Consider the following 17897-nt stretch of genomic DNA (forward strand, 5'->3'; position numbering starts at 1 on the left):
TGCATTCGCATTTATATGTGTTTGGGGTCCCCGCAAAGTAATTGGAATAAGCATCGAAGCATAAGCTCCACTTTGTGGGGTATTGTATTGGGGTCCCCGCAAAGTAATTGGAATAAGCATCGAAGCATAGGCTCCACTTTGTGGGGCTATTCTGTGCTCCCTTAAGTTCAGGGCGATAATATTTCCTTGAAAACTGGAATAATTTGTTTTCATCCTGACGACAATGAATAACAGACCCGTTTCTTTTCGGGATGCCATTACGAATGTCAGGAGGGGATGGAAGTGAAAAAAGCGTTAATCGCTGGATTTCTGGTTCTATTTGTAGGGTTGTCCAGTGTAGCTGTACCAAGTTATGCAGAAAATAGCAAACCCGGCGAAGGATCATCTCAAGAGGAACTGGCACCAGGTGCTCGTTCTGCTATATTGCTGGATGCGGATACCGGAACCATTATTTACGAGAAAAACAGCCATGATAAGCTGCCTCCGGCGAGCATCACCAAGATCATGACGATGTTGCTTACGATGGAGGCCATCGACGAAGGACAATTGCAGTGGACGGATAAGGTGCGTACCAGCGAATATGCGGCCTCCATGGGCGGATCCCAGATCTTTCTTGAGCCTGGTGAAGAAATGACGGTGGATGACATGCTCAAAGGCATTGCCATGGCATCAGGCAATGATGCTTCCGTCGCAGTGGCGGAGAAAATTGCCGGCTCGGAGGAAGCCTTTGTGAAGCTGATGAATGAGAAAGCCGCCGAGCTGGGAATGAAGGATACACATTTTGTGAACTGCAACGGCCTTCCTGCTGAGAATCATTATACTTCGGCTCACGACATTGCGGTCATGAGCCGGGAGCTGCTGAAATACGACCAGATCACCAAATATACAGGCGCCTATCAGGATTATTTGCGTAAAGATTCGGACAAACCGTTCTGGCTGGTCAATACGAACAAGCTGGTTCGATTCTACACAGGCGCTGACGGATTGAAAACCGGGTATACATCAGAGGCCAAGTTCTGTTTGTCGGCAACGGCCAAACGGGACGGACTGCGCGCTGTTGCTGTAGTTATGGGTGCTTCGGATACGAAGACGCGGAACAATGAAGTTTCTCGCATGTTTGACTATGCCTTTTCCCAGTATTCGATGCATTCCATCTATAAACCGGGTGAAGTGTTGGGTATCGTGAAGGTCCAGAAGGGAACCGTGCCCGAGATTTCGATTCAAGCGGATAAAGATTACAGCGTGCTGGTTAAGAAGGGCGTAAAAAGTCCGGATATCCGTCATGAAATTCAGATGGACCCAAATTTGAAGGCGCCGGTAGCCGCCGGACAAGTCGTCGGCAAGCTAACCGTCTATCAAGGTGAGCGCGTGGTGAAGGAGTTCGAGCTGACATCTCCTGTCGAGGTGAAGAAGGCCGGGCTCTGGAAGCTGTTCAAGCGGACAACCGGCAAGTTGTTTCATGTAGATTCATAGGAGTTTTCTTCTAGTTTTGTCGGGATGCAGGAATGTCTTTTTCAAATGTAGAAATCTTTGTTCATGTCAGGGAGGAGAGTGAGCAAACATGAATCTGCATGTTGATATGGAGCATCACAGGCATGTACTGATCGTCCGACTGTCCGGGGAACTGGATCATCATACGGCCGATCATGTCCGGATGCAGCTGGATGAAGCTATTCAGAGACGTCAAACAGAGCACTTGGTACTGAGCTTAAAGGACTTGGACTTTATGGACAGCTCAGGACTTGGGGTCATCCTGGGACGCTATAAATTCATCAAGCAAAAGGGCGGAAAGATGGCGGTATGCGATGTCAAGCCGCAGGTTTACCGCTTGCTTGAAATGTCGGGGCTGTTCAAGATCATGCCGATATATGAGAACGAGGGCACGGCACTCTCGGGTTTGGAGGTAGTGTCATGAATGAAGGAAAAGCACAGCATAATTTTATGACTCTGCAGTTTGCCGCAAAGTCGGAAAACGAATCCTTTGCCCGTGTCGCAGTGGCTGCGTTCATCTCCCAGATGGATCCCAACATGGATGAGCTGAGTGATCTCAAAACGGTGGTCTCCGAAGCGGTCACAAACAGCATTATCCACGGGTACGATAGTGATTCGGAAGGGATTGTCAAGATTGAAGCCTCCATAGACGGGGACATGATTACGCTGTGCATTGAAGATTCCGGTCATGGGATCGAAGACTTGGAAATGGCCAAGCAGCCGCTCTATACATCAAAGCCAGAGCTGGAGCGATCCGGTATGGGATTCACCATCATGGAAAATTTCATGGACGAATTTGAAGTGGTCAGCGAACCAGGCAACGGTACGTCGATCAAAATGAAAAAGAGGATCGAATCTAAGAAAGCTTTATATAATTAGGGGTTGGACAAATGGATGCCGATGTGAAGAAAACTTCGCAGACTTATTTGGACGACGCGGAGGTCAAACGACTCATTGCACTTAGCCAAAGCGGGGATAATGTCGCCCGGGACACGCTCGTCAACTGTAATATTCGTCTTGTCTGGTCTGTCGTTCAGCGGTTTATGAACCGGGGGTATGAGCCTGATGATCTGTTTCAGATCGGCTGTATCGGTCTCCTCAAATCCGTGGACAAGTTCGATCTCAGTTATGACGTAAAGTTCTCGACCTATGCCGTACCGATGATCATCGGAGAAATTCAGCGTTTCTTAAGAGATGACGGGACCCTCAAGGTCAGCCGATCGCTTAAGGAAATGGCCAACAAAGTCAGGAAGAAGCGGGACGAGCTGTCCAAGCAGCTCGATCGTCTTCCGACGGTGAAAGAGGTTGCCGAAGAGCTTGGGGTAACCCCCGAGGAAGTGGTGTTTGCCCAGGAGGCGAATAAACCGCCAACCTCGATTCATGAGACCGTATTTGAAAATGACGGGGATCCCATAACGCTAATGGATCAGATAGCTGATGAATCGCAAGAACGCTGGTTCGACAAGCTGGCCTTGAATGAAGCAATAGGTGGCTTGACCGAACGGGAGCGGCTCATTGTTTATCTGCGGTATTACCGGGATCAGACGCAGTCGGAAGTTGCCAGCCGGCTGGGCATATCCCAGGTGCAGGTATCGCGACTTGAGAAAAAAATATTGCAGAGCATACGGAACGAGATCGCGCAGTAGCGGGCCTCAGCCGTTATTCGAAAGTCTGCTCAAACTTAACGCCGCCCTTAGGGGACGGCGTTTTTCATTTTTTAGTAAACCTTTTGGTCGTTTGGCGGATAAGAAAGTATGGTAAATCCGAGTAGAAAGGAGAGAGATTTCCCATACTAACGGTAATTTAGCAGTAAAGGAGTGTTTCGGATGAAGGTTAATCCCACTCCGACGGTGTTTCTGCAGCTAAGGAGCCGCATACGGTTACCAAGAGACCAGACCGTCAAACTAGGTGATGTCGCCTTCATTGTCTGCGAACCCGACTGGGAGAGACGGCTTAGAGCGCTGCCGCTTACGCAGCCGAAGGATCTCGATGGCAACCGCCTTGTCATGGATCTGATTCAAATCATCCCGAAGATTCAAGCGTTGATTCCTGGCGCTCATATCGAACCGATGGGAAACCATCATACCTTGGTGGAGCTTGTCGGTCCGGAGAGCAAGCGGTCAAAATTGTGGTTCCCGCTCATTTGGTTGCTCTTGTTTTTCGGTTCCGCACTGACCATTATGAACTTCCATGCCGATGTCAACATGCTTGAGGTTCATATCCGAATCGTTGAAATGGTGACGGGGAAAAGAGACGAGCATCCCTATTTGTTCCAGATTGCATACTCGCTGGGGCTCGGATTTGGCATGACGGTGTTCTTCAATCATTTGTTCAAGAAAAAATGGAATGAAGAGCCGACCCCGCTTGAGGTGGAAATGTACCTATATCAAGAAAATCTGGATCAGTTCGTGGTCGCCGAAGAATATCGGAAAATGAATGCCGGCGCCGATACGACAGGTAGGGAACCATGATGTTGTCCATTCTGCAAGGGATATTCACCTGTTTTCTTGGCGTTGCAGGGGGCATCGCCGTCGGGGGCGGAGTCATAGCGCTCATCATCGTGCTGGACATCATCCCGAGATTGTCCCAACTGACGGCAACTTACAGCCGGGTCCATTGGTATGAAGGGGCTTTAATAGCGGGATCTTTCATCGGCACGTTGGCCGATTTCTGGAGATGGTCCGTTCCATTGGGGCCGATTGTGAGTACCGTGATCGGATTAATGTGCGGGATATTCATCGGCATGCTGGCAGCCGCATTGACGGAAGTATTGAATGTATTGCCGATTCTGGCCAAGCGGCTCCGGTTGACGGGGTATTTGTTTGGTCTGCTTATGGCCATGGTCGCAGGCAAGGTGGCTGGCTCTCTGTTCGATTGGTTTGTTTACAGCAAGTGATAGTAATGGCTAGGAGGTAGGTTATGGACGAGAAAACAACAAATAGCAGCGAACTGGATACAGATATTCCGGTCATTCCCATCAAAGCGTTGGGGGAACAAGAGCTGAAGGAGAAGAGAGAGGCCGAAACCTCCAACAGCACTGAGGAATCCGTCATCTACTGGCAGCAAACCGACCATGTCCCCGCGAAGCTGAGTGAACTGAAAAAAGTGCTTAAGGAAGTTATCGGTCTTGGGGTTTCTTTTGATGTCGTATTCCGTGAAATGAACTTTGCCGGCAGAAACGCGGGGCTTCTCTTCTTAAACGGCTTCACGAATGATGTCGTGGTGACGGATATATTGACAAGGCTGACGTACCTGACACCGGAGGATGTGAGCAACCAGGCACTTACCGAGATGATGACCCGCTATATTCCCCATGTCCAAGTGGAGCGGGATACAAGACTTAGCAAAGTGATTAACGAAGTGCTCTCCGGTATATGTGCGCTGTTCATTGAGGATGCGCATTCCGCCATCTTGTTGGATACGCGGAAATATCCTGTGCGCGGGCTCGAGGAGCCTGCGGTGGAACGCGTCGTTCGCGGCGCAAGGGACGGGTTTACGGAGACACTCGTTACCAACGTGAATCTGGTGCGAAGACGAGTTCGTGATCCGGGACTGCATGTCGAGGTCATGAAGGTCGGAAGGCGGACGAGAACGGATGTGTGCCTGGTTTTCATTGATGACATCGCAGACCGCACCCAGGTTGAGGCGATTCGCAGCAAAATCCAGGAAGTGGATTTAGAGGGGCTTCCTCTCGGTGATAAGCAGCTCGAGGAAGCCATTGTGAATAAAGGCTGGCACCCTTTTCCGCTGGTCAGATACTCGGAACGGCCGGATGTTGTATCCTCCCATCTACTCGAAGGTCGAATTGTGATCATGGTAGATACTTCGCCGAGCGTGATGATTATGCCCACTACGTTTTTGGATCTCTGTCAGCATGCCGAGGAGAATCGCCAGACCCCGTTTATGGGGACTTATCTCCGCTGGATACGTTTTATAGGCATTTTTGCATCCATGTTCCTGCTCCCGCTGTGGATGCTGCTGGTTGTCCATCCTGAACTGAAGCCGCCGGGACTCGATATCATCGGTCCGCAGGAGAACGCTAAAATTCCGATTATCCTGCAGTTTCTGATTGTTGAATTCGGCGTGGATCTGCTCCGTTTGGCTGCCGTTCATACGCCGACACCGCTAGCATCAGCGATGGGGTTGATCGCTGCGATTTTGATCGGCGATATCGCTGTTAAGACCGGATTATTTGTTAACGAGGTCGTCCTGTATATGGCGGTGGCGTCCATTGGGATGTATGCGACCCCAAGTTATGAGCTGGGACTTGCCAACCGGATGGTCAGGCTGCTCCTTCTGCTTGCAACAGCGCTGTTCGGAGTGAAGGGCTTTGTCATCGGGACGACGCTTCTGATTCTGCTCCTGACGACACACCGTTCCTACAACTCGTCTTACTTGTGGCCGTTTATACCATTTAGTGCAAAAGCGATGGGCGAAATTTTGTTCCGCAAACCGCTGCTTATGTCAAGAAGACGTCCGGCTCTCAACAAAACACGTGATAACACGAAGATGGGCCCTGAAATGAATCCGAGAGGCGAGCATTAACAATAACACAAATGTTGTGTTGAAAAATCCATTTTGATTACCTTCCGTTGTCTGCTATACTGTGAACAATTATTCGATTACCCTAATTTTGAATCAACGGATCGGAGGAATTGTAAGCATGTTTTTACACGGTACTAGCAAGATTAACGATCAGGGGCATTTGGAAATCGGCGGGTGTGACACATCCGATTTAAAAGCTCAATATGGAACACCACTATATATTGTAGACGAGCAGTCGGTCCGTAATCGCTGCCGGGAATACATTGAGGCCTTCAAGGCGTCCGGTTTGAAGTTCCAAGTCGCGTATGCCAGTAAGGCGTTTTGCGTGATGGCTATGTGTCAATTGGCTGATCAGGAAGGGATGTCGCTTGACGTTGTTTCCGACGGAGAGCTGTACACCGCACTTGAGGCCGGGTTTCCGGCGGAGCGGATTCATTTCCACGGAAATAATAAAACGCCAGAAGAGATTGAGATGGCGCTTGATGCGGAAATCGGCTGTTTCGTTGTCGATAACGTAGTTGAACTGCATATGCTGCAAGCGATTGCTGCCGAGAAGAACCGGAAGGTCAACATTTTGCTTCGCGTGACACCGGGAGTTGAGGCTCATACGCATGAGTATATCTCAACAGGCCAAACGGATTCGAAATTTGGCTTCGATATCGGCAACGGCTCCGCTTATGAAGCGGTGAAGCTTGCCGAGGCTCAAGCGAATATTCATCTGATGGGCATTCATTCCCATATCGGCTCCCAGATTTTTGAGGTAGAAGGGTTTCAGATGGCTGTTTCGCGCGTTGCAGAATTTGCGGCCAAGGTCAAGGCGGGACTCGGCATCACGTTCAAGGTTGTAAATCTTGGCGGCGGATTTGGAATCCGATATGTGGATGGGGACACTCCGCTTCATGTATCCGACTACGTAAAAGCGATTACGGATGCGGTGAAGACCCACTTCGCCGGCATTGACAGCACGCTCCCTGAAATTTGGGTAGAGCCAGGGCGCAGTATTGTCGGTGAAGCAGGCACCACCCTCTATACGGTGGGCACAAGCAAGGATATTCCCGGGGTCCGTAAATACGTTGCCGTAGACGGCGGAATGACGGACAACCCGCGTCCGGCGCTGTACGAATCGAAATATGAAGCGCTGCTTGCGAACCGGGCGAATGAGAAGCCGGAAGAAACGGTATCCATTGCCGGCAAGTGCTGTGAGAGCGGAGACATGCTCATCTGGGATCTGGAGCTTCCGAAGGTAGCAACAGGCGATTTGCTGGCCGTATCCTGCACAGGCGCATATAACTATTCCATGGCTAGCAACTACAACCGGATCCGCAAACCTGCGGTCGTATTCGTGAAGGACGGACAGAGCAAGCTGGTGGTACGCCGCGAGTCGCTTGCGGACATCATCAGCCACGATGTAGTGCCGGCAAGTGTAACGAAAGAAACCGTAACGAGCTAAACGGATGTTTGTTTTACGGCTCTAATATCCTAGAGGGCCCGCCAATGCCACCGGCTGCGGTCAGGGCTCTTTGGCATGCCTTGGACTTGATATGGAATGTGCAAACGGGGGACAAGATCATTTTGCTTCGAGGCTCAATTCATAGTAAACTAATAGAATGCATTGTAAAAAAATCGATTGAAGCGTTCTAATAACGGAAGGAGATAACACATATGGCTAAAAAAGCGAAGATCACATTGGAGAACGGCAAAGAGGTAGTGCTGGATCTGTTTGAGAATGATGCACCGAACACGGTAGCTAATTTTGAGAAATTGGCAAACTCCGGGTTTTATAACGGTCTTGTATTCCACCGCATAATCCCTGGGTTCGTGGCTCAAGGCGGTTGCCCACAGGGAACGGGAACAGGCGGTCCTGGCTATACCATCAACTGCGAGATCAACCCTAACAAGCATGAGCGTGGCAGCTTGGCCATGGCGCATGCTGGCCGCAACACGGGCGGAAGCCAGTTCTATGTATGCTACGAGCCGCAGCCGCATTTGGACGGACAGCATACGGTGTTCGGTAAAGTCGTTGAAGGCATGGAGTACGTGGATGCATTCAAAGGCCGTGACAAAATGGAAAAAGTAGAAGTATACGAAGCATAAAAATTTAGCTTCTGTTCAGGACAGGCTCACTCTTAGGGGTGAGCCTGTTTTTATTGTTATTCCGGGGAGGGTTACGCAGGGTCAGGAAATAATTGACGAAGCTCTTCCGGAACAGGCCGACTTTTACGAGTATGTACATCCATCGCCACACTGGTAACGGCGGCATCCGCGCAAAGCTCTTTCTGTTCGTTGTAAATCGTCTGAATCAGCACATAACTCGTACGACCCATAGAATGCGGTTCGGTCACGATGGTCAGCCGTTCGCCTTGGCCGCACTCCTTGCGGTAATTGATGTTGATATTGACGGTAACGGTCTGGACGCCAAGCCGTTTCAGCATATCATATTGAAGACCTCCTGCTTCATACCATTCCTCACGGCCCCACTCCAGATATTCCAGGTATTTGGCGTTGTTTACATGTCCGTTCACGTCGATTTCCGTAGGACGGACGATAATGTCCAGCGAAGTTTTCATCGCAGCTCGCTCCTTTTTAACTGTATCTAGTTCTCGTGTTTATCCTACTAAACTGTTCTCTCTATAAGAAGTATTCTCCTTCTGCAGTCCATACACATATTGGTAAATAAAGTTATGAACTTTAAAAAAGTTAGTTGTTTTTTCTTGCAATTATTAAAAGGTGGTGATAAGATTCTTCATAAGATCAAACAATTTCATATGTTTTATCCTTCGGGGCAGGGTGAAATTCCCTACCGGCGGTGATGAACGCAGTGATTGAGCTTTTGAAAGCAGATGGCTGCGTCTTAGTCCGTGACCCGGATATGCGTGTGTTACACACCGTATGCGGTGGACCTGGTGAAAATCCGGGACCGACAGTATAGTCTGGATGGGAGAAGGAGTGAGAGACACATAAGCAACATGTGCTATTTGTGTCTATGCACACAACGTGATATGCGTTATGTGCAGGTTTTCACATGCAATTCAAACCTGTGCTTGCGATGATTGGATGTCGCCGGTAACGGATTTGGGTCGTTTGTTATAGGCAAAACCTGCATTCATGACGGTTATTTAGTGTGTCAATGATTAACTTCCATCAAGCCCTGTTAAGGATTCCCCGAATCTTTGGCAGGGCTTTTTTATGTGAACATTGGGAAAGGGGCATGTTTACCATGGATATCGTCAACGATGAATTCTATATGTCACTTGCGCTGGACCTGGCCGAACGTGCTCAGGGTCAAACCGGGATAAATCCGGTTGTTGGCTGTGTCGTTGTTAAGGATGGCGCGCTTGCAGGGGTGGGAACGCATTTAGAGCGCGGAACACCGCACGCTGAGGTTCATGCCCTGAATATGGCTGGCAGCAAAGCGGCGGGCGGTACGGTGTACGTGACACTGGAGCCCTGCAGTCACTATGGTACGACGCCGCCCTGCAGCGAGAGACTGATTGCCGAAGGTGTTCAGCGAGTGGTTGTTGCTTGCGAGGACCCTAATCCTCTCGTTGCGGGCAAAGGGATTCAAATGCTGCGCGCAGCGGGAATCCGGGTTGAGACCGGTGTCCTTAAGGAACGTGCGCTTCGCTTGAACGAAACCTTCATTAAGTTCATTACGACGGGTCAGCCCTTCGTAACGTTAAAGACAGCCAGCACGCTGGACGGCAAAATCGCTTCAAAAACCGGCGATAGCAAGTGGATATCCAATGAAGAATCAAGAGAGCTTGTGCATACGCTGCGTCATCGCCATCAAGGCATCATGGTTGGCGTGTCAACAGTTATCGCGGATAATCCGAGCCTGACAACGAGACTTGGGGTGGAAGGGCTGCATCCGATTAGGATTATCGTGGATTCCAGCTTACGAATCCCGCTCGACAGCCATGTCGTGACAGACGGATTGGCGCCAACGTGGATCTTGACGACGGAGCAGGCGGATGAGACGAAGCGGATCGGGCTGGAAGAGCTGGGCGTTCAGGTCATTCCCTGCGGGCCAGGACCACGTGTGGATCTGAAGGCTGCGCTGGCGAAGCTGGGACAGAAGGGGATTGCCTCCATTTTGCTGGAAGGTGGCGGTACTCTAAATGGCTCGATGCTGGAAAAGAAGCTGGTGGATCGGCTCATCCAGTTTATCGCCCCTAAGATTATCGGCGGGTATGATGCACCTGGAAATTACATGTTCAGCGGGTATGAACAGATGGACCAAGCGATTATGCTGACAGGACTTGAGACGGAAAGACTGGGCGACAATATTTATGTCAGCGGGATTCCGGTCTGGAAATAAGGAGAAAGAAAGGAGGGAAGCCTGTGTTTACTGGATTGGTTGAGGAGATCGGCGAGATGAGGCGTATCGGACGGAAAGGCGAAGCCATGCTGCTGAGCATTTCCGCTAGCCGGATCATGGATGATTTAAAGCTGGGGGACAGCGTATCCGTTAATGGCGTCTGCTTGACAGCCACAACGATTGACAAAGGAATATTTACGGTCGATGTGATGCCGGAAACCTATAGAAATACCAATCTTAAGGAGCTGCAGCCAGGCGGAAAGGTGAATCTGGAACGGGCAATGGCGGCCGGAGGTCGATTTGGAGGCCATATCGTTCAGGGGCATGTGGATGGCGTCGGCGTCATTCGGAACGTGCAGGCAGATCAGAATGCCGTGGTATACGAGATTGCGCCCGCGAGTGGGGACGTATTCAAATATATCATTCCGAAGGGCTCCGTCACATTGGATGGAATCAGCTTGACCGTTGTCAAAACAACAGATTCCTCCTTTACGGTATCCATCATCCCCCACACGCTGGCGGAGACGGTGCTGGCATATAAAAAAGCAGGCGATACGATTAATATCGAATGCGACATTTTAGGAAAATATGTAGATCACCTGCTGCATTACGGCTCTGAAGGGGCCGGGAGCAGAGGCGGGACAAAACCGGGAATCAGCAGGGATTATCTTGCAGAGCATGGATTTGCCTAAGCTGTGTGCTTCACATAGAGTCTCCATGAGAAGAAGGAGGAGTAGCGATGGATGAGCGCTTTTCATTTCATACAATCGAAGAGGCGTTAACAGATTTGAAGGAAGGCAAGGTCGTCATTGTCGTAGACGATGAAGACCGTGAGAATGAGGGCGATTTTATCGCATTAGCTGATATGGCAACTCCGGAGGTCATTAATTTTATGATCACCGAAGGCCGTGGGCTGGTATGTTTGCCGATGACGCAGGCCAGAGCTCAGGAGCTCGACCTCAAACCGATGGTTACCCAAAATACGGATTATCATGGAACGGCCTTTACAGTCTCCATTGATCATAAGCATACCACGACAGGCATCTCGGCCTATGAGCGGTCCATCACCGTCAAAGGTATCTTGGATTCGAATGCATCTGCATCCGATTTCCGAAGACCGGGTCATATGTTCCCGCTGATCGCAAAAGATGGAGGCGTCCTGCGCCGGGCAGGACATACGGAGGCCGCTGTCGATCTTGCCAGATTGAGCGGGTCCTATCCGGCCGGCGTCATCTGCGAGGTGATCAAGGAAGACGGCACAATGGCACGGCTGCCGGACCTTGTGGAGATTGCGAAGAAGCATGATCTGAAGCTGATCAGCATCAAGGATCTGATTCATTATCGCAATGAAAAAGAAAAGCTGGTCCAGCGAGAGGTAGCTGTGCGGATGCCGACTGAATTCGGCGTTTTTCAGGCCGTTGCCTACACCAACGACGTGGACAATAAAGAGCATGTAGCTTTGGTAAAAGGGGAGATCGATGGGAATGAACCTGTCCTCGTGCGTGTGCATTCCGAGTGCCTGACAGGAGATGTGTTCCACTCCCATCGCTGCGATTGCGGTCCCCAATTCGAGGCGGCCCTCCGCCAAATCGATGAAGCGGGCAGAGGCGTTCTCCTCTACATGCGCCAGGAGGGGCGGGGCATCGGCTTAATCAACAAACTGAAAGCCTACAAGCTCCAGGAAGAGGGGCTCGACACCGTGGATGCTAACCTGAAGCTCGGCTTTGCGGCAGATCTGCGTGATTACGGCATCGGAGCCCAGATCCTGAAGGATCTGGGGATAAGAAAGATCCGGTTGCTGACAAACAATCCGCGCAAAATCAAAGGCCTCGAAGGATACGGCTTGGAGGTGGTCGAGCGCGTTCCGATCCAAATGCCGGAGAACGAGGATAACACGGGCTACCTGCATACTAAGCAAGCCAAGCTCGGACATATGCTGAAATTCAACGATATTGAGCAGAACGAAAGCACCAATTAATCACCACATAACAAAAGGTCTTATTTGAGAAGATGGATTTGCTTAAGCATGTATAAGCAGAGGAGCAAATCAGTTCTGGAGAAGCGATAGCGGTCGCCTTTAAATCCTGATTTCTACCTTGTAAAAATAGATCATGAAATCAGGATTTAACAGCGATCGGAAGAACGATTTGATCCGGCAGCGACTTGATGCGCAGCAATGACTATGATCATCTTAAGACCTTATATAACTCCAAACCGAAAGGAAGTTTTCCATCATGGCAACTATATTTGAAGGTAAATTAGTATCCGAGGGTCTAAAGTACGGTATCGTCGTAGGTCGTTTCAACGAATTCATCACCAGCAAGCTGCTGAGCGGCGCACTGGACGCATTGAAGCGCCACGGCGCAAAGGAGAACGAAGTGGATGTCGCATGGGTGCCGGGTGCGTTTGAAATCCCGCTTATTGCCCAAAAAATGGCAGAGAGCGGCAAATACGATGCAATCATCACCTTAGGAACCGTCATTCGCGGTTCCACTACGCATTATGATTATGTGTGCAACGAAGTGGCCAAGGGAGTATCCGCGATTAACCTGAAGACCGGTGTACCAACGATTTTCGGTGTCGTTACGACGGAGAATATCGAACAGGCCGTGGAGCGAGCGGGAACGAAGGCCGGCAATAAAGGCTGGGATTCCGCGATGGCAGCCATCGAAATGGCGAACTTGACGAAAAGCCTAAAATAGTGCTTATTTAATGTAGTGCTCTTTTTTTAGAGCACTGCATTTTATTTTTTTGGCGGGAGGATTCACCGTGACCGTATTATACAAGCTGGAAACGTTTGAAGGACCGCTCGATCTGCTGCTGCATTTGATTGATAAAGCGGAAATCGACATCCAGGATATTCCCGTCAGCGAGATTACCGAACAATACATGGCCTATTTGCACAACATGCAGGAGCTGGAGCTGGAAATTACGAGTGAGTTTCTGGTGATGGCTGCAACGCTGCTGTCTATAAAAAGCAAGTTATTGCTTCCGAAGCCTCCGGTTATCGAGATGGACGAGTTTGATTTTTATGAAGAAGATGACATGGATCCGAGAGCAGAGCTCATTGCGAAGCTGATCGAATACCGCAAGTACAAAGGCATCGCCCGCCATTTGCATGATAAGGAATGGGAACGCAGTCTGATTTATTCCAAGGAAGCCGAAGACCTCACGCCTTACATGCCGGAAGTAGAAGAGAATCCGGTGCAGGGATTACATATTTCGGATTTGATCGCTGCTTTTCAAAAAGCATTAAGCAAAGCAGTCAAACGCACATCGTATGCCCGCATTCAGCGGGATGAAATATCGGTTAAGGACCGGATCCGTCAGGTCATGAATGCCCTGGAGGAGGTTGGGCCGGGAGGCAGGATCCTGTTCTCCAAGCTGCTTCACGAAGAGATGGTACGGCATGAAATCGTGGTAACCTTCCTGGCCATTTTGGAACTGATGAAAATGAAGCAAATTTTGTGCTACCAAGAGAAGTTGTTTGAAGATATCGTCATGGAGTGGAGAGGGGAAGGACGCATTGATGGATTATCCGAAGCTGAAATCGATTATTGAGGGGCTTCTGTTCCTGTCGGGAGAAGAGGGCTTGTCGGTTAGGCAAATTGCTGAGATCACCGAGCAGTCGGATGGCCTGGTTGGCGAAGCGCTTGAGGACATGAAGGAAGAATGGGAGCGTTATGAGCGGGGGATTCAGATCGTACAGATTGCGGGGAGCTACAAAATCGCTACGCTGGCCGAACATGCTCCGTATTTCGAACGCCTGGCGTATTCGCCTTCCCGTTCCTCCTTGTCACAAGCCGCACTCGAAACACTCTCCATCGTTGCCTATCGTCAACCGATTACGCGCGTAGAGATTGAAGACATCCGCGGCGTCAAGGCCGAACGGGCGATCCATACGCTGGTAAGCAAAGGATTGATCGAGGAAGTCGGACGGGCGGAGGCGATTGGCAGACCGATTTTGTATGGAACAACCAAGTCTTTCCTGGAATATTTCGGACTTGCCAATATCAAGGATTTGCCGGAGCCGTCGCAATTTGAGGATAATGATAATTTGGAAGAGGAAACGCAGCTGTTGTTCGATAAGCTTGACGGTCGTCAGCTTACGTTCGATGACGTAGAGGAAAGTTAGCCATTATACAACACAATAGGTTGTAATAGAATCCTGGGCGTGGAGAAATCCACCGTCCGGGATTTTTTAATGTCACTTGCGAAAATTTGAAATCAGGGACTTGGAATAGTTTCGCATCATTTGGGGGCGCTTTTGCCATACTAAGCCAAGCGGATTACATTTTACTAAGTACGTTTTGGGGGTTACTTCGTGAGGGTATGGATCTTTCTGGCGGTCGGTTTGGTCGTTCTCCTCATCGTATTGCTGGTCGTTGTGCTGAGCTCCAAGGTAACGATTAAGCTGGATGTGGTTCTAAAAAAAGATGAATATAAACTGTTGGCGGAAATTAAAATGATCTTCGGATTGATTACGCGCCAATATGCAGTCCCCTTTCACCTGGCGAACGGGGGGATCGAGTTTAAGAAGGAAACCGTTCCCGTAGAGCAGGGGATTCCTCACCATTCAAAAGAGCAGGAGGATCCTTCAAGCAAAACCATTCGATACAGGGACTATGCGCGGGCATTGTGGTCTACAAAAGGTTTCAAAAAATGGACGAGACAGACGATGGCGGCCGTTCATCTCATGGATGTGCGCTGGTCAACCCGGATTGCGCTTGAGCATGCGGCCGATACGGCGGTAGCGACCGGGCTGCTGCATGGCATCAAGCATACGCTTCTGGGGTGGATGTCGTATCGCCTGATCATGGAAGAGATGCCCCAAATCGATGTGGTGCCAATCTTTAACGGTCCGCCGCAAATTTCCACAGAGCTAAACTGCATAGCGAAAATCTCCTGCGGAAAAGCTATGTATGCTGGACTGGTACTTATAGTTCGCGTGTTAAAGGTGAAAGGAGGAATTAGATCATGGCAGAACACCCTATTCAAGGCTTGATGCAAACGGCTATGGAAAACATCAAGGGAATGGTGGACGTTAATACGATTGTAGGCGACCCGGTGAATACGCCTGACGGCAGCGTTATCTTGCCAATCAGTAAAGTGGCTTTTGGTTTCGCTGCCGGCGGTAGCGACTACAACGTTGAGGCGGGAAGCACACACTCAACTACCACCACTAACGGGACGCACAACGATCATAGTGCCCTTCCTTTTGGCGGCGGCAGCGGCGGTGGCGTGTCCATTCGGCCGATTGCTTTTCTGGTCGTGGGTAAAGAAGGCGTGCACATCGTGCCGCTGGACAATCAAACCCATCTGTTTGAACGGATTATTGATGCGACCCCGTATTTACTCGATCAAATCCAGTCGATGTTTCAATCAGGCAGTAATGACGCGAACAGTACCACGCCTCCGCCTGCGTACTGATTGGAGCAAGCAAATCCCTTTCGTTCATAACGGAAGGGATTTTTGCTGTGAAGATTAGTGAATTTATAAGCTTTTAGCGGAGGCTAAACTCAAACCGATCATTGCTGGAAAAACTTCACTTTAACGGGGTCGGTCTTGGTAAAAGTACGTCGACAGACGTTTCTATTGCGAAATGGACATACCTTTAGCGTAAACGACATATACTTGTACAAGATTTCTGAACACCGGAGGATAAAATGATGAAAATGAAATGGACGAACTGCAAGTCTTTGTTATCCATGTTGATGGTCATAAGCTGCTTGCTGGTTACGGCTGTCCCCGTGCATGCAGATCATGAGAATGGCCCCACCAATCATGCGCAGGCAGCTGCACTGATTGATGTCACTTCCGGTAGAGTGCTGTACAGTAAGAACGGGGACGAGCGTTTGAGAATCGCAAGCCTGACCAAGATCATGACAGCTATCGTGGCAATTGAACACGGCAAGCTGGACGATCGCGTCAAGATCTCCAAAAATGCTTTTGCCAAAGAGGGCTCCTCGATCTTCCTGAAGCTTGGTGAGGAAATGACGCTTGAGAATCTGCTGTACGGCTTAATGCTGCGATCAGGCAACGACGCCGCGACGGCCATTGCCGAACATGTCGGGGGGACGGAAGAAGGCTTTGTGTTGCTGATGAACGAGAAGGCGGCCGGGCTCGGCTTGACGAACTCGCATTTTATGAATCCCCATGGACTGGATCATGATGAACATTACTCTTCTGCTAATGACGTAGCCAAACTGACGGCCTATGCCCTCAAGAACCCTGTCTTTAGCGAGATTGTCAAAACCCCGACCAAGAAAGCGCCCAATCCGAATGAAGCGTGGGACTACAAATGGGATAACAAAAACAAGATGCTTCGTTTTTACGAGGGGGCGGATGGCGTCAAAACCGGTTACACCAAAAAAGCATTCCGCTGCCTGGTGAGCTCCGCCACCCGAAACGGTCAGCAGATTGCGGCGGTCACGCTGAACGACGGCAACGATTGGAATGATCATTCCAAGATGCTGGATTACGGATTTGCCCATTTTCCACTGAAAAAGGTTACGGAGAAAGGGCAGAAGATCCAGGGCTATCCACTCGTCACGGGCAGTTCCTTTACGTATGCGTTCGCGCATGATGAGGAAGCACGCTTGGTGAAGAAACTGGTCCTGCATAAAGCGAGCACACCCGACTTGTCTTTCGGACTACGGGGTCATATTGAACTGGTGTTGGATAATGTCAGCATCGGCAAAATTCCAGTCTATGCGGAAGGAAGCAAGCTTCCTGAAGTCCCTGAGGTCTTGCAGAAGTCCAGAAGCACATCCGGACCACTCGGTTCGTTGTCGCTGTGGCAGTCTGCAGGAGAAGTGCTTAGGCATCTGTTCAGGGCCAAATCATAACAAGCCTTCGCTAAAGAGATCGTGGATTCTCACGCAGCGGGGCAGCAAACGGGGGCGAAGAGATGATCAATTTGATTTGGATGGGGATGATACTGATCGGCGTTTGCTTTGCGGCAGTGAACGGGAACATCGAAAGTGTTACAAAAGCCGCATTTGACGGAGCCCAGACGGGAGTGACTGTCTCCTTCGGTCTCATCAGCATACTGGTGTTCTGGCTTGGCATGATGCGCCTGGCAGAGGACGCGGGCCTGCTGAAGAAGGTTGCCAAGCTGCTGAGCCCGGTTGTCCGCTTCCTGTTCCCGGATGTACCGAAGAATCATCCCGCTATGGGATATATACTGTCTAACATGAGCGCCAATTTGTTCGGTCTGGGCAATGCGGCAACTCCGATGGGAATCAAAGCGATGCAGGAGCTTCAGAAGTTAAACCCGGATAAGGACACAGCTTCTCCGGCGATGTGTACGCTGCTTGCATTAAACACGGCCAGCATTACGTTGATACCGACAACGCTAATCGCAATCAGGTTAAATTATGAGTCCGCTAATCCTTCGGAAATCGTCGGTACCACGCTTTTGGCCACTGCGATTGCAACGGCGGCCGCCATAATGGCTGACCGATGGTATCGAAGACGGACGATACGCCGCCAGAAGCCGCCGGGAATCGGTACAAGCCTGAACCCGGATGTGAAGGGGTGA

The 17897-nt window shown here is 50.1% G+C and carries 20 protein-coding genes and 1 riboswitch; of the genes, 19 read left to right on the plus strand and 1 reads right to left on the minus strand.

All coding sequences use genetic code 11. The features are described from left to right. The first annotated feature begins 282 nt into the window (after positions 1 to 282). From CRG97_RS11045 to CRG97_RS11085, 9 genes are all read left to right on the plus strand, one after another. Positions 283 to 1473: a D-alanyl-D-alanine carboxypeptidase family protein gene (locus tag CRG97_RS11045; protein WP_098742981.1), complete on the plus strand. Its 1191-nt coding sequence runs from the start codon at positions 283 to 285 to the stop codon at positions 1471 to 1473. 88 nt (positions 1474 to 1561) lie between these two features. Next, positions 1562 to 1915 carry an anti-sigma F factor antagonist gene (gene spoIIAA, locus CRG97_RS11050; protein WP_076320918.1) on the plus strand — a complete coding sequence of 118 codons (354 nt, stop codon included), beginning with the start codon at positions 1562 to 1564 and terminating at the stop codon, positions 1913 to 1915. Further along, positions 1912 to 2370 (plus strand): anti-sigma F factor, encoded by a 459-nt coding sequence (gene spoIIAB, locus CRG97_RS11055; protein WP_098742982.1) that lies wholly within the window; start codon positions 1912 to 1914, stop codon positions 2368 to 2370. Before spoIIAA ends, spoIIAB begins: the two co-directional genes overlap by 4 nt. An 11-nt stretch (positions 2371 to 2381) precedes the next feature. Beyond that, positions 2382 to 3137: an RNA polymerase sporulation sigma factor SigF gene (sigF, locus tag CRG97_RS11060; RefSeq protein ID WP_006209412.1), complete on the plus strand. Its 756-nt coding sequence runs from the start codon at positions 2382 to 2384 to the stop codon at positions 3135 to 3137. Positions 3138 to 3317: 180 nt separating this feature from the next. After that, positions 3318 to 3962, plus strand: a complete 645-nt coding sequence (locus CRG97_RS11065; protein WP_098742983.1) for a stage V sporulation protein AA — start codon at positions 3318 to 3320, stop codon at positions 3960 to 3962. Then, a complete protein-coding gene (locus CRG97_RS11070) occupies positions 3959 to 4387 on the plus strand; it encodes a stage V sporulation protein AB (RefSeq protein ID WP_098742984.1) in 429 nt (142 codons plus the stop codon). Before CRG97_RS11065 ends, CRG97_RS11070 begins: the two co-directional genes overlap by 4 nt. A gap of 23 nt (positions 4388 to 4410) precedes the next feature. Further along, a complete protein-coding gene (locus tag CRG97_RS11075; RefSeq protein WP_098742985.1) occupies positions 4411 to 6036 on the plus strand; it encodes a spore germination protein in 1626 nt (541 codons plus the stop codon). A gap of 118 nt (positions 6037 to 6154) precedes the next feature. Beyond that, positions 6155 to 7486, plus strand: coding sequence for a diaminopimelate decarboxylase (lysA, locus tag CRG97_RS11080; RefSeq protein ID WP_098742986.1), 1332 nt, complete (start codon positions 6155 to 6157; stop codon positions 7484 to 7486). Between the two features lie 212 nt (positions 7487 to 7698). Further along, a complete protein-coding gene (locus CRG97_RS11085; protein WP_053488818.1) occupies positions 7699 to 8130 on the plus strand; it encodes a peptidylprolyl isomerase in 432 nt (143 codons plus the stop codon). Between the two features lie 71 nt (positions 8131 to 8201). Here CRG97_RS11085 and CRG97_RS11090 read toward each other — a convergent pair whose 3' ends face one another. Further along, on the minus strand, positions 8202 to 8603 hold the full coding sequence (locus tag CRG97_RS11090; RefSeq protein ID WP_098742987.1) for a YbgC/FadM family acyl-CoA thioesterase: 402 nt from the start codon (positions 8601 to 8603) through the stop codon (positions 8202 to 8204). Positions 8604 to 8805: 202 nt separating this feature from the next. Continuing rightward, a riboswitch (FMN riboswitch) is annotated at positions 8806 to 8986 on the plus strand. A gap of 267 nt (positions 8987 to 9253) precedes the next feature. Here CRG97_RS11090 and ribD point away from each other — a divergent pair. From ribD to CRG97_RS11140, 10 genes are all read left to right on the plus strand, one after another. Further along, entirely contained in the window at positions 9254 to 10354 is a 1101-nt protein-coding gene (ribD, locus tag CRG97_RS11095; RefSeq protein WP_098742988.1) for a bifunctional diaminohydroxyphosphoribosylaminopyrimidine deaminase/5-amino-6-(5-phosphoribosylamino)uracil reductase RibD, read from the plus strand. Positions 10355 to 10377: 23 nt separating this feature from the next. Further along, on the plus strand, positions 10378 to 11046 hold the full coding sequence (ribE, locus tag CRG97_RS11100; RefSeq protein ID WP_098742989.1) for a riboflavin synthase: 669 nt from the start codon (positions 10378 to 10380) through the stop codon (positions 11044 to 11046). Between the two features lie 47 nt (positions 11047 to 11093). Beyond that, on the plus strand, positions 11094 to 12332 hold the full coding sequence (locus tag CRG97_RS11105; protein WP_098742990.1) for a bifunctional 3,4-dihydroxy-2-butanone-4-phosphate synthase/GTP cyclohydrolase II: 1239 nt from the start codon (positions 11094 to 11096) through the stop codon (positions 12330 to 12332). Between the two features lie 256 nt (positions 12333 to 12588). After that, the gene (gene ribH / locus CRG97_RS11110; protein ID WP_098742991.1) at positions 12589 to 13056 is read left to right on the plus strand and encodes a 6,7-dimethyl-8-ribityllumazine synthase; all 468 of its coding nucleotides are present in this window, start codon (positions 12589 to 12591) and stop codon (positions 13054 to 13056) included. 67 nt (positions 13057 to 13123) lie between these two features. Beyond that, positions 13124 to 13915, plus strand: coding sequence for a segregation and condensation protein A (locus CRG97_RS11115; RefSeq protein WP_098742992.1), 792 nt, complete (start codon positions 13124 to 13126; stop codon positions 13913 to 13915). Continuing rightward, positions 13884 to 14489 (plus strand): SMC-Scp complex subunit ScpB, encoded by a 606-nt coding sequence (scpB, locus tag CRG97_RS11120; protein ID WP_098742993.1) that lies wholly within the window; start codon positions 13884 to 13886, stop codon positions 14487 to 14489. Before CRG97_RS11115 ends, scpB begins: the two co-directional genes overlap by 32 nt. Positions 14490 to 14678: 189 nt before the next feature. Further along, positions 14679 to 15359, plus strand: coding sequence for a DUF2953 domain-containing protein (locus tag CRG97_RS11125; protein ID WP_098742994.1), 681 nt, complete (start codon positions 14679 to 14681; stop codon positions 15357 to 15359). Further along, positions 15332 to 15784 (plus strand): GerW family sporulation protein, encoded by a 453-nt coding sequence (gene ytfJ / locus CRG97_RS11130; RefSeq protein WP_098742995.1) that lies wholly within the window; start codon positions 15332 to 15334, stop codon positions 15782 to 15784. Before CRG97_RS11125 ends, ytfJ begins: the two co-directional genes overlap by 28 nt. A gap of 236 nt (positions 15785 to 16020) precedes the next feature. Continuing rightward, on the plus strand, positions 16021 to 17202 hold the full coding sequence (locus CRG97_RS11135; RefSeq protein WP_098742996.1) for a D-alanyl-D-alanine carboxypeptidase family protein: 1182 nt from the start codon (positions 16021 to 16023) through the stop codon (positions 17200 to 17202). 62 nt (positions 17203 to 17264) lie between these two features. Beyond that, positions 17265 to 17897: a nucleoside recognition domain-containing protein gene (locus tag CRG97_RS11140; protein WP_098742997.1), complete on the plus strand. Its 633-nt coding sequence runs from the start codon at positions 17265 to 17267 to the stop codon at positions 17895 to 17897.

This window comes from Paenibacillus sp. EZ-K15 (genome assembly GCF_002573715.1).
Lineage (GTDB): Bacteria > Bacillota > Bacilli > Paenibacillales > Paenibacillaceae > Paenibacillus_AQ.

Bases quoted from the DNA above. Each gene is read 5' to 3' on its own strand.
- spoIIAA (WP_076320918.1), top strand. From the start codon at position 1,562: ATGAATCTGCATGTTGATATGGAGCATCACAGGCATGTACTGATCGTC.
- spoIIAB (WP_098742982.1), top strand. From the start codon at position 1,912: ATGAATGAAGGAAAAGCACAGCATAATTTTATGACTCTGCAGTTTGCC.
- sigF (WP_006209412.1), top strand. From the start codon at position 2,382: ATGGATGCCGATGTGAAGAAAACTTCGCAGACTTATTTGGACGACGCG.
- CRG97_RS11065 (WP_098742983.1), top strand. From the start codon at position 3,318: ATGAAGGTTAATCCCACTCCGACGGTGTTTCTGCAGCTAAGGAGCCGC.
- CRG97_RS11070 (WP_098742984.1), top strand. From the start codon at position 3,959: ATGATGTTGTCCATTCTGCAAGGGATATTCACCTGTTTTCTTGGCGTT.
- CRG97_RS11075 (WP_098742985.1), top strand. From the start codon at position 4,411: ATGGACGAGAAAACAACAAATAGCAGCGAACTGGATACAGATATTCCG.
- lysA (WP_098742986.1), top strand. From the start codon at position 6,155: ATGTTTTTACACGGTACTAGCAAGATTAACGATCAGGGGCATTTGGAA.
- CRG97_RS11085 (WP_053488818.1), top strand. From the start codon at position 7,699: ATGGCTAAAAAAGCGAAGATCACATTGGAGAACGGCAAAGAGGTAGTG.
- CRG97_RS11090 (WP_098742987.1), bottom strand. From the start codon at position 8,603: ATGAAAACTTCGCTGGACATTATCGTCCGTCCTACGGAAATCGACGTG.
- ribD (WP_098742988.1), top strand. From the start codon at position 9,254: ATGGATATCGTCAACGATGAATTCTATATGTCACTTGCGCTGGACCTG.
- CRG97_RS11105 (WP_098742990.1), top strand. From the start codon at position 11,094: ATGGATGAGCGCTTTTCATTTCATACAATCGAAGAGGCGTTAACAGAT.
- ribH (WP_098742991.1), top strand. From the start codon at position 12,589: ATGGCAACTATATTTGAAGGTAAATTAGTATCCGAGGGTCTAAAGTAC.
- scpB (WP_098742993.1), top strand. From the start codon at position 13,884: ATGGATTATCCGAAGCTGAAATCGATTATTGAGGGGCTTCTGTTCCTG.
- ytfJ (WP_098742995.1), top strand. From the start codon at position 15,332: ATGGCAGAACACCCTATTCAAGGCTTGATGCAAACGGCTATGGAAAAC.
- CRG97_RS11135 (WP_098742996.1), top strand. From the start codon at position 16,021: ATGATGAAAATGAAATGGACGAACTGCAAGTCTTTGTTATCCATGTTG.
- CRG97_RS11140 (WP_098742997.1), top strand. From the start codon at position 17,265: ATGATCAATTTGATTTGGATGGGGATGATACTGATCGGCGTTTGCTTT.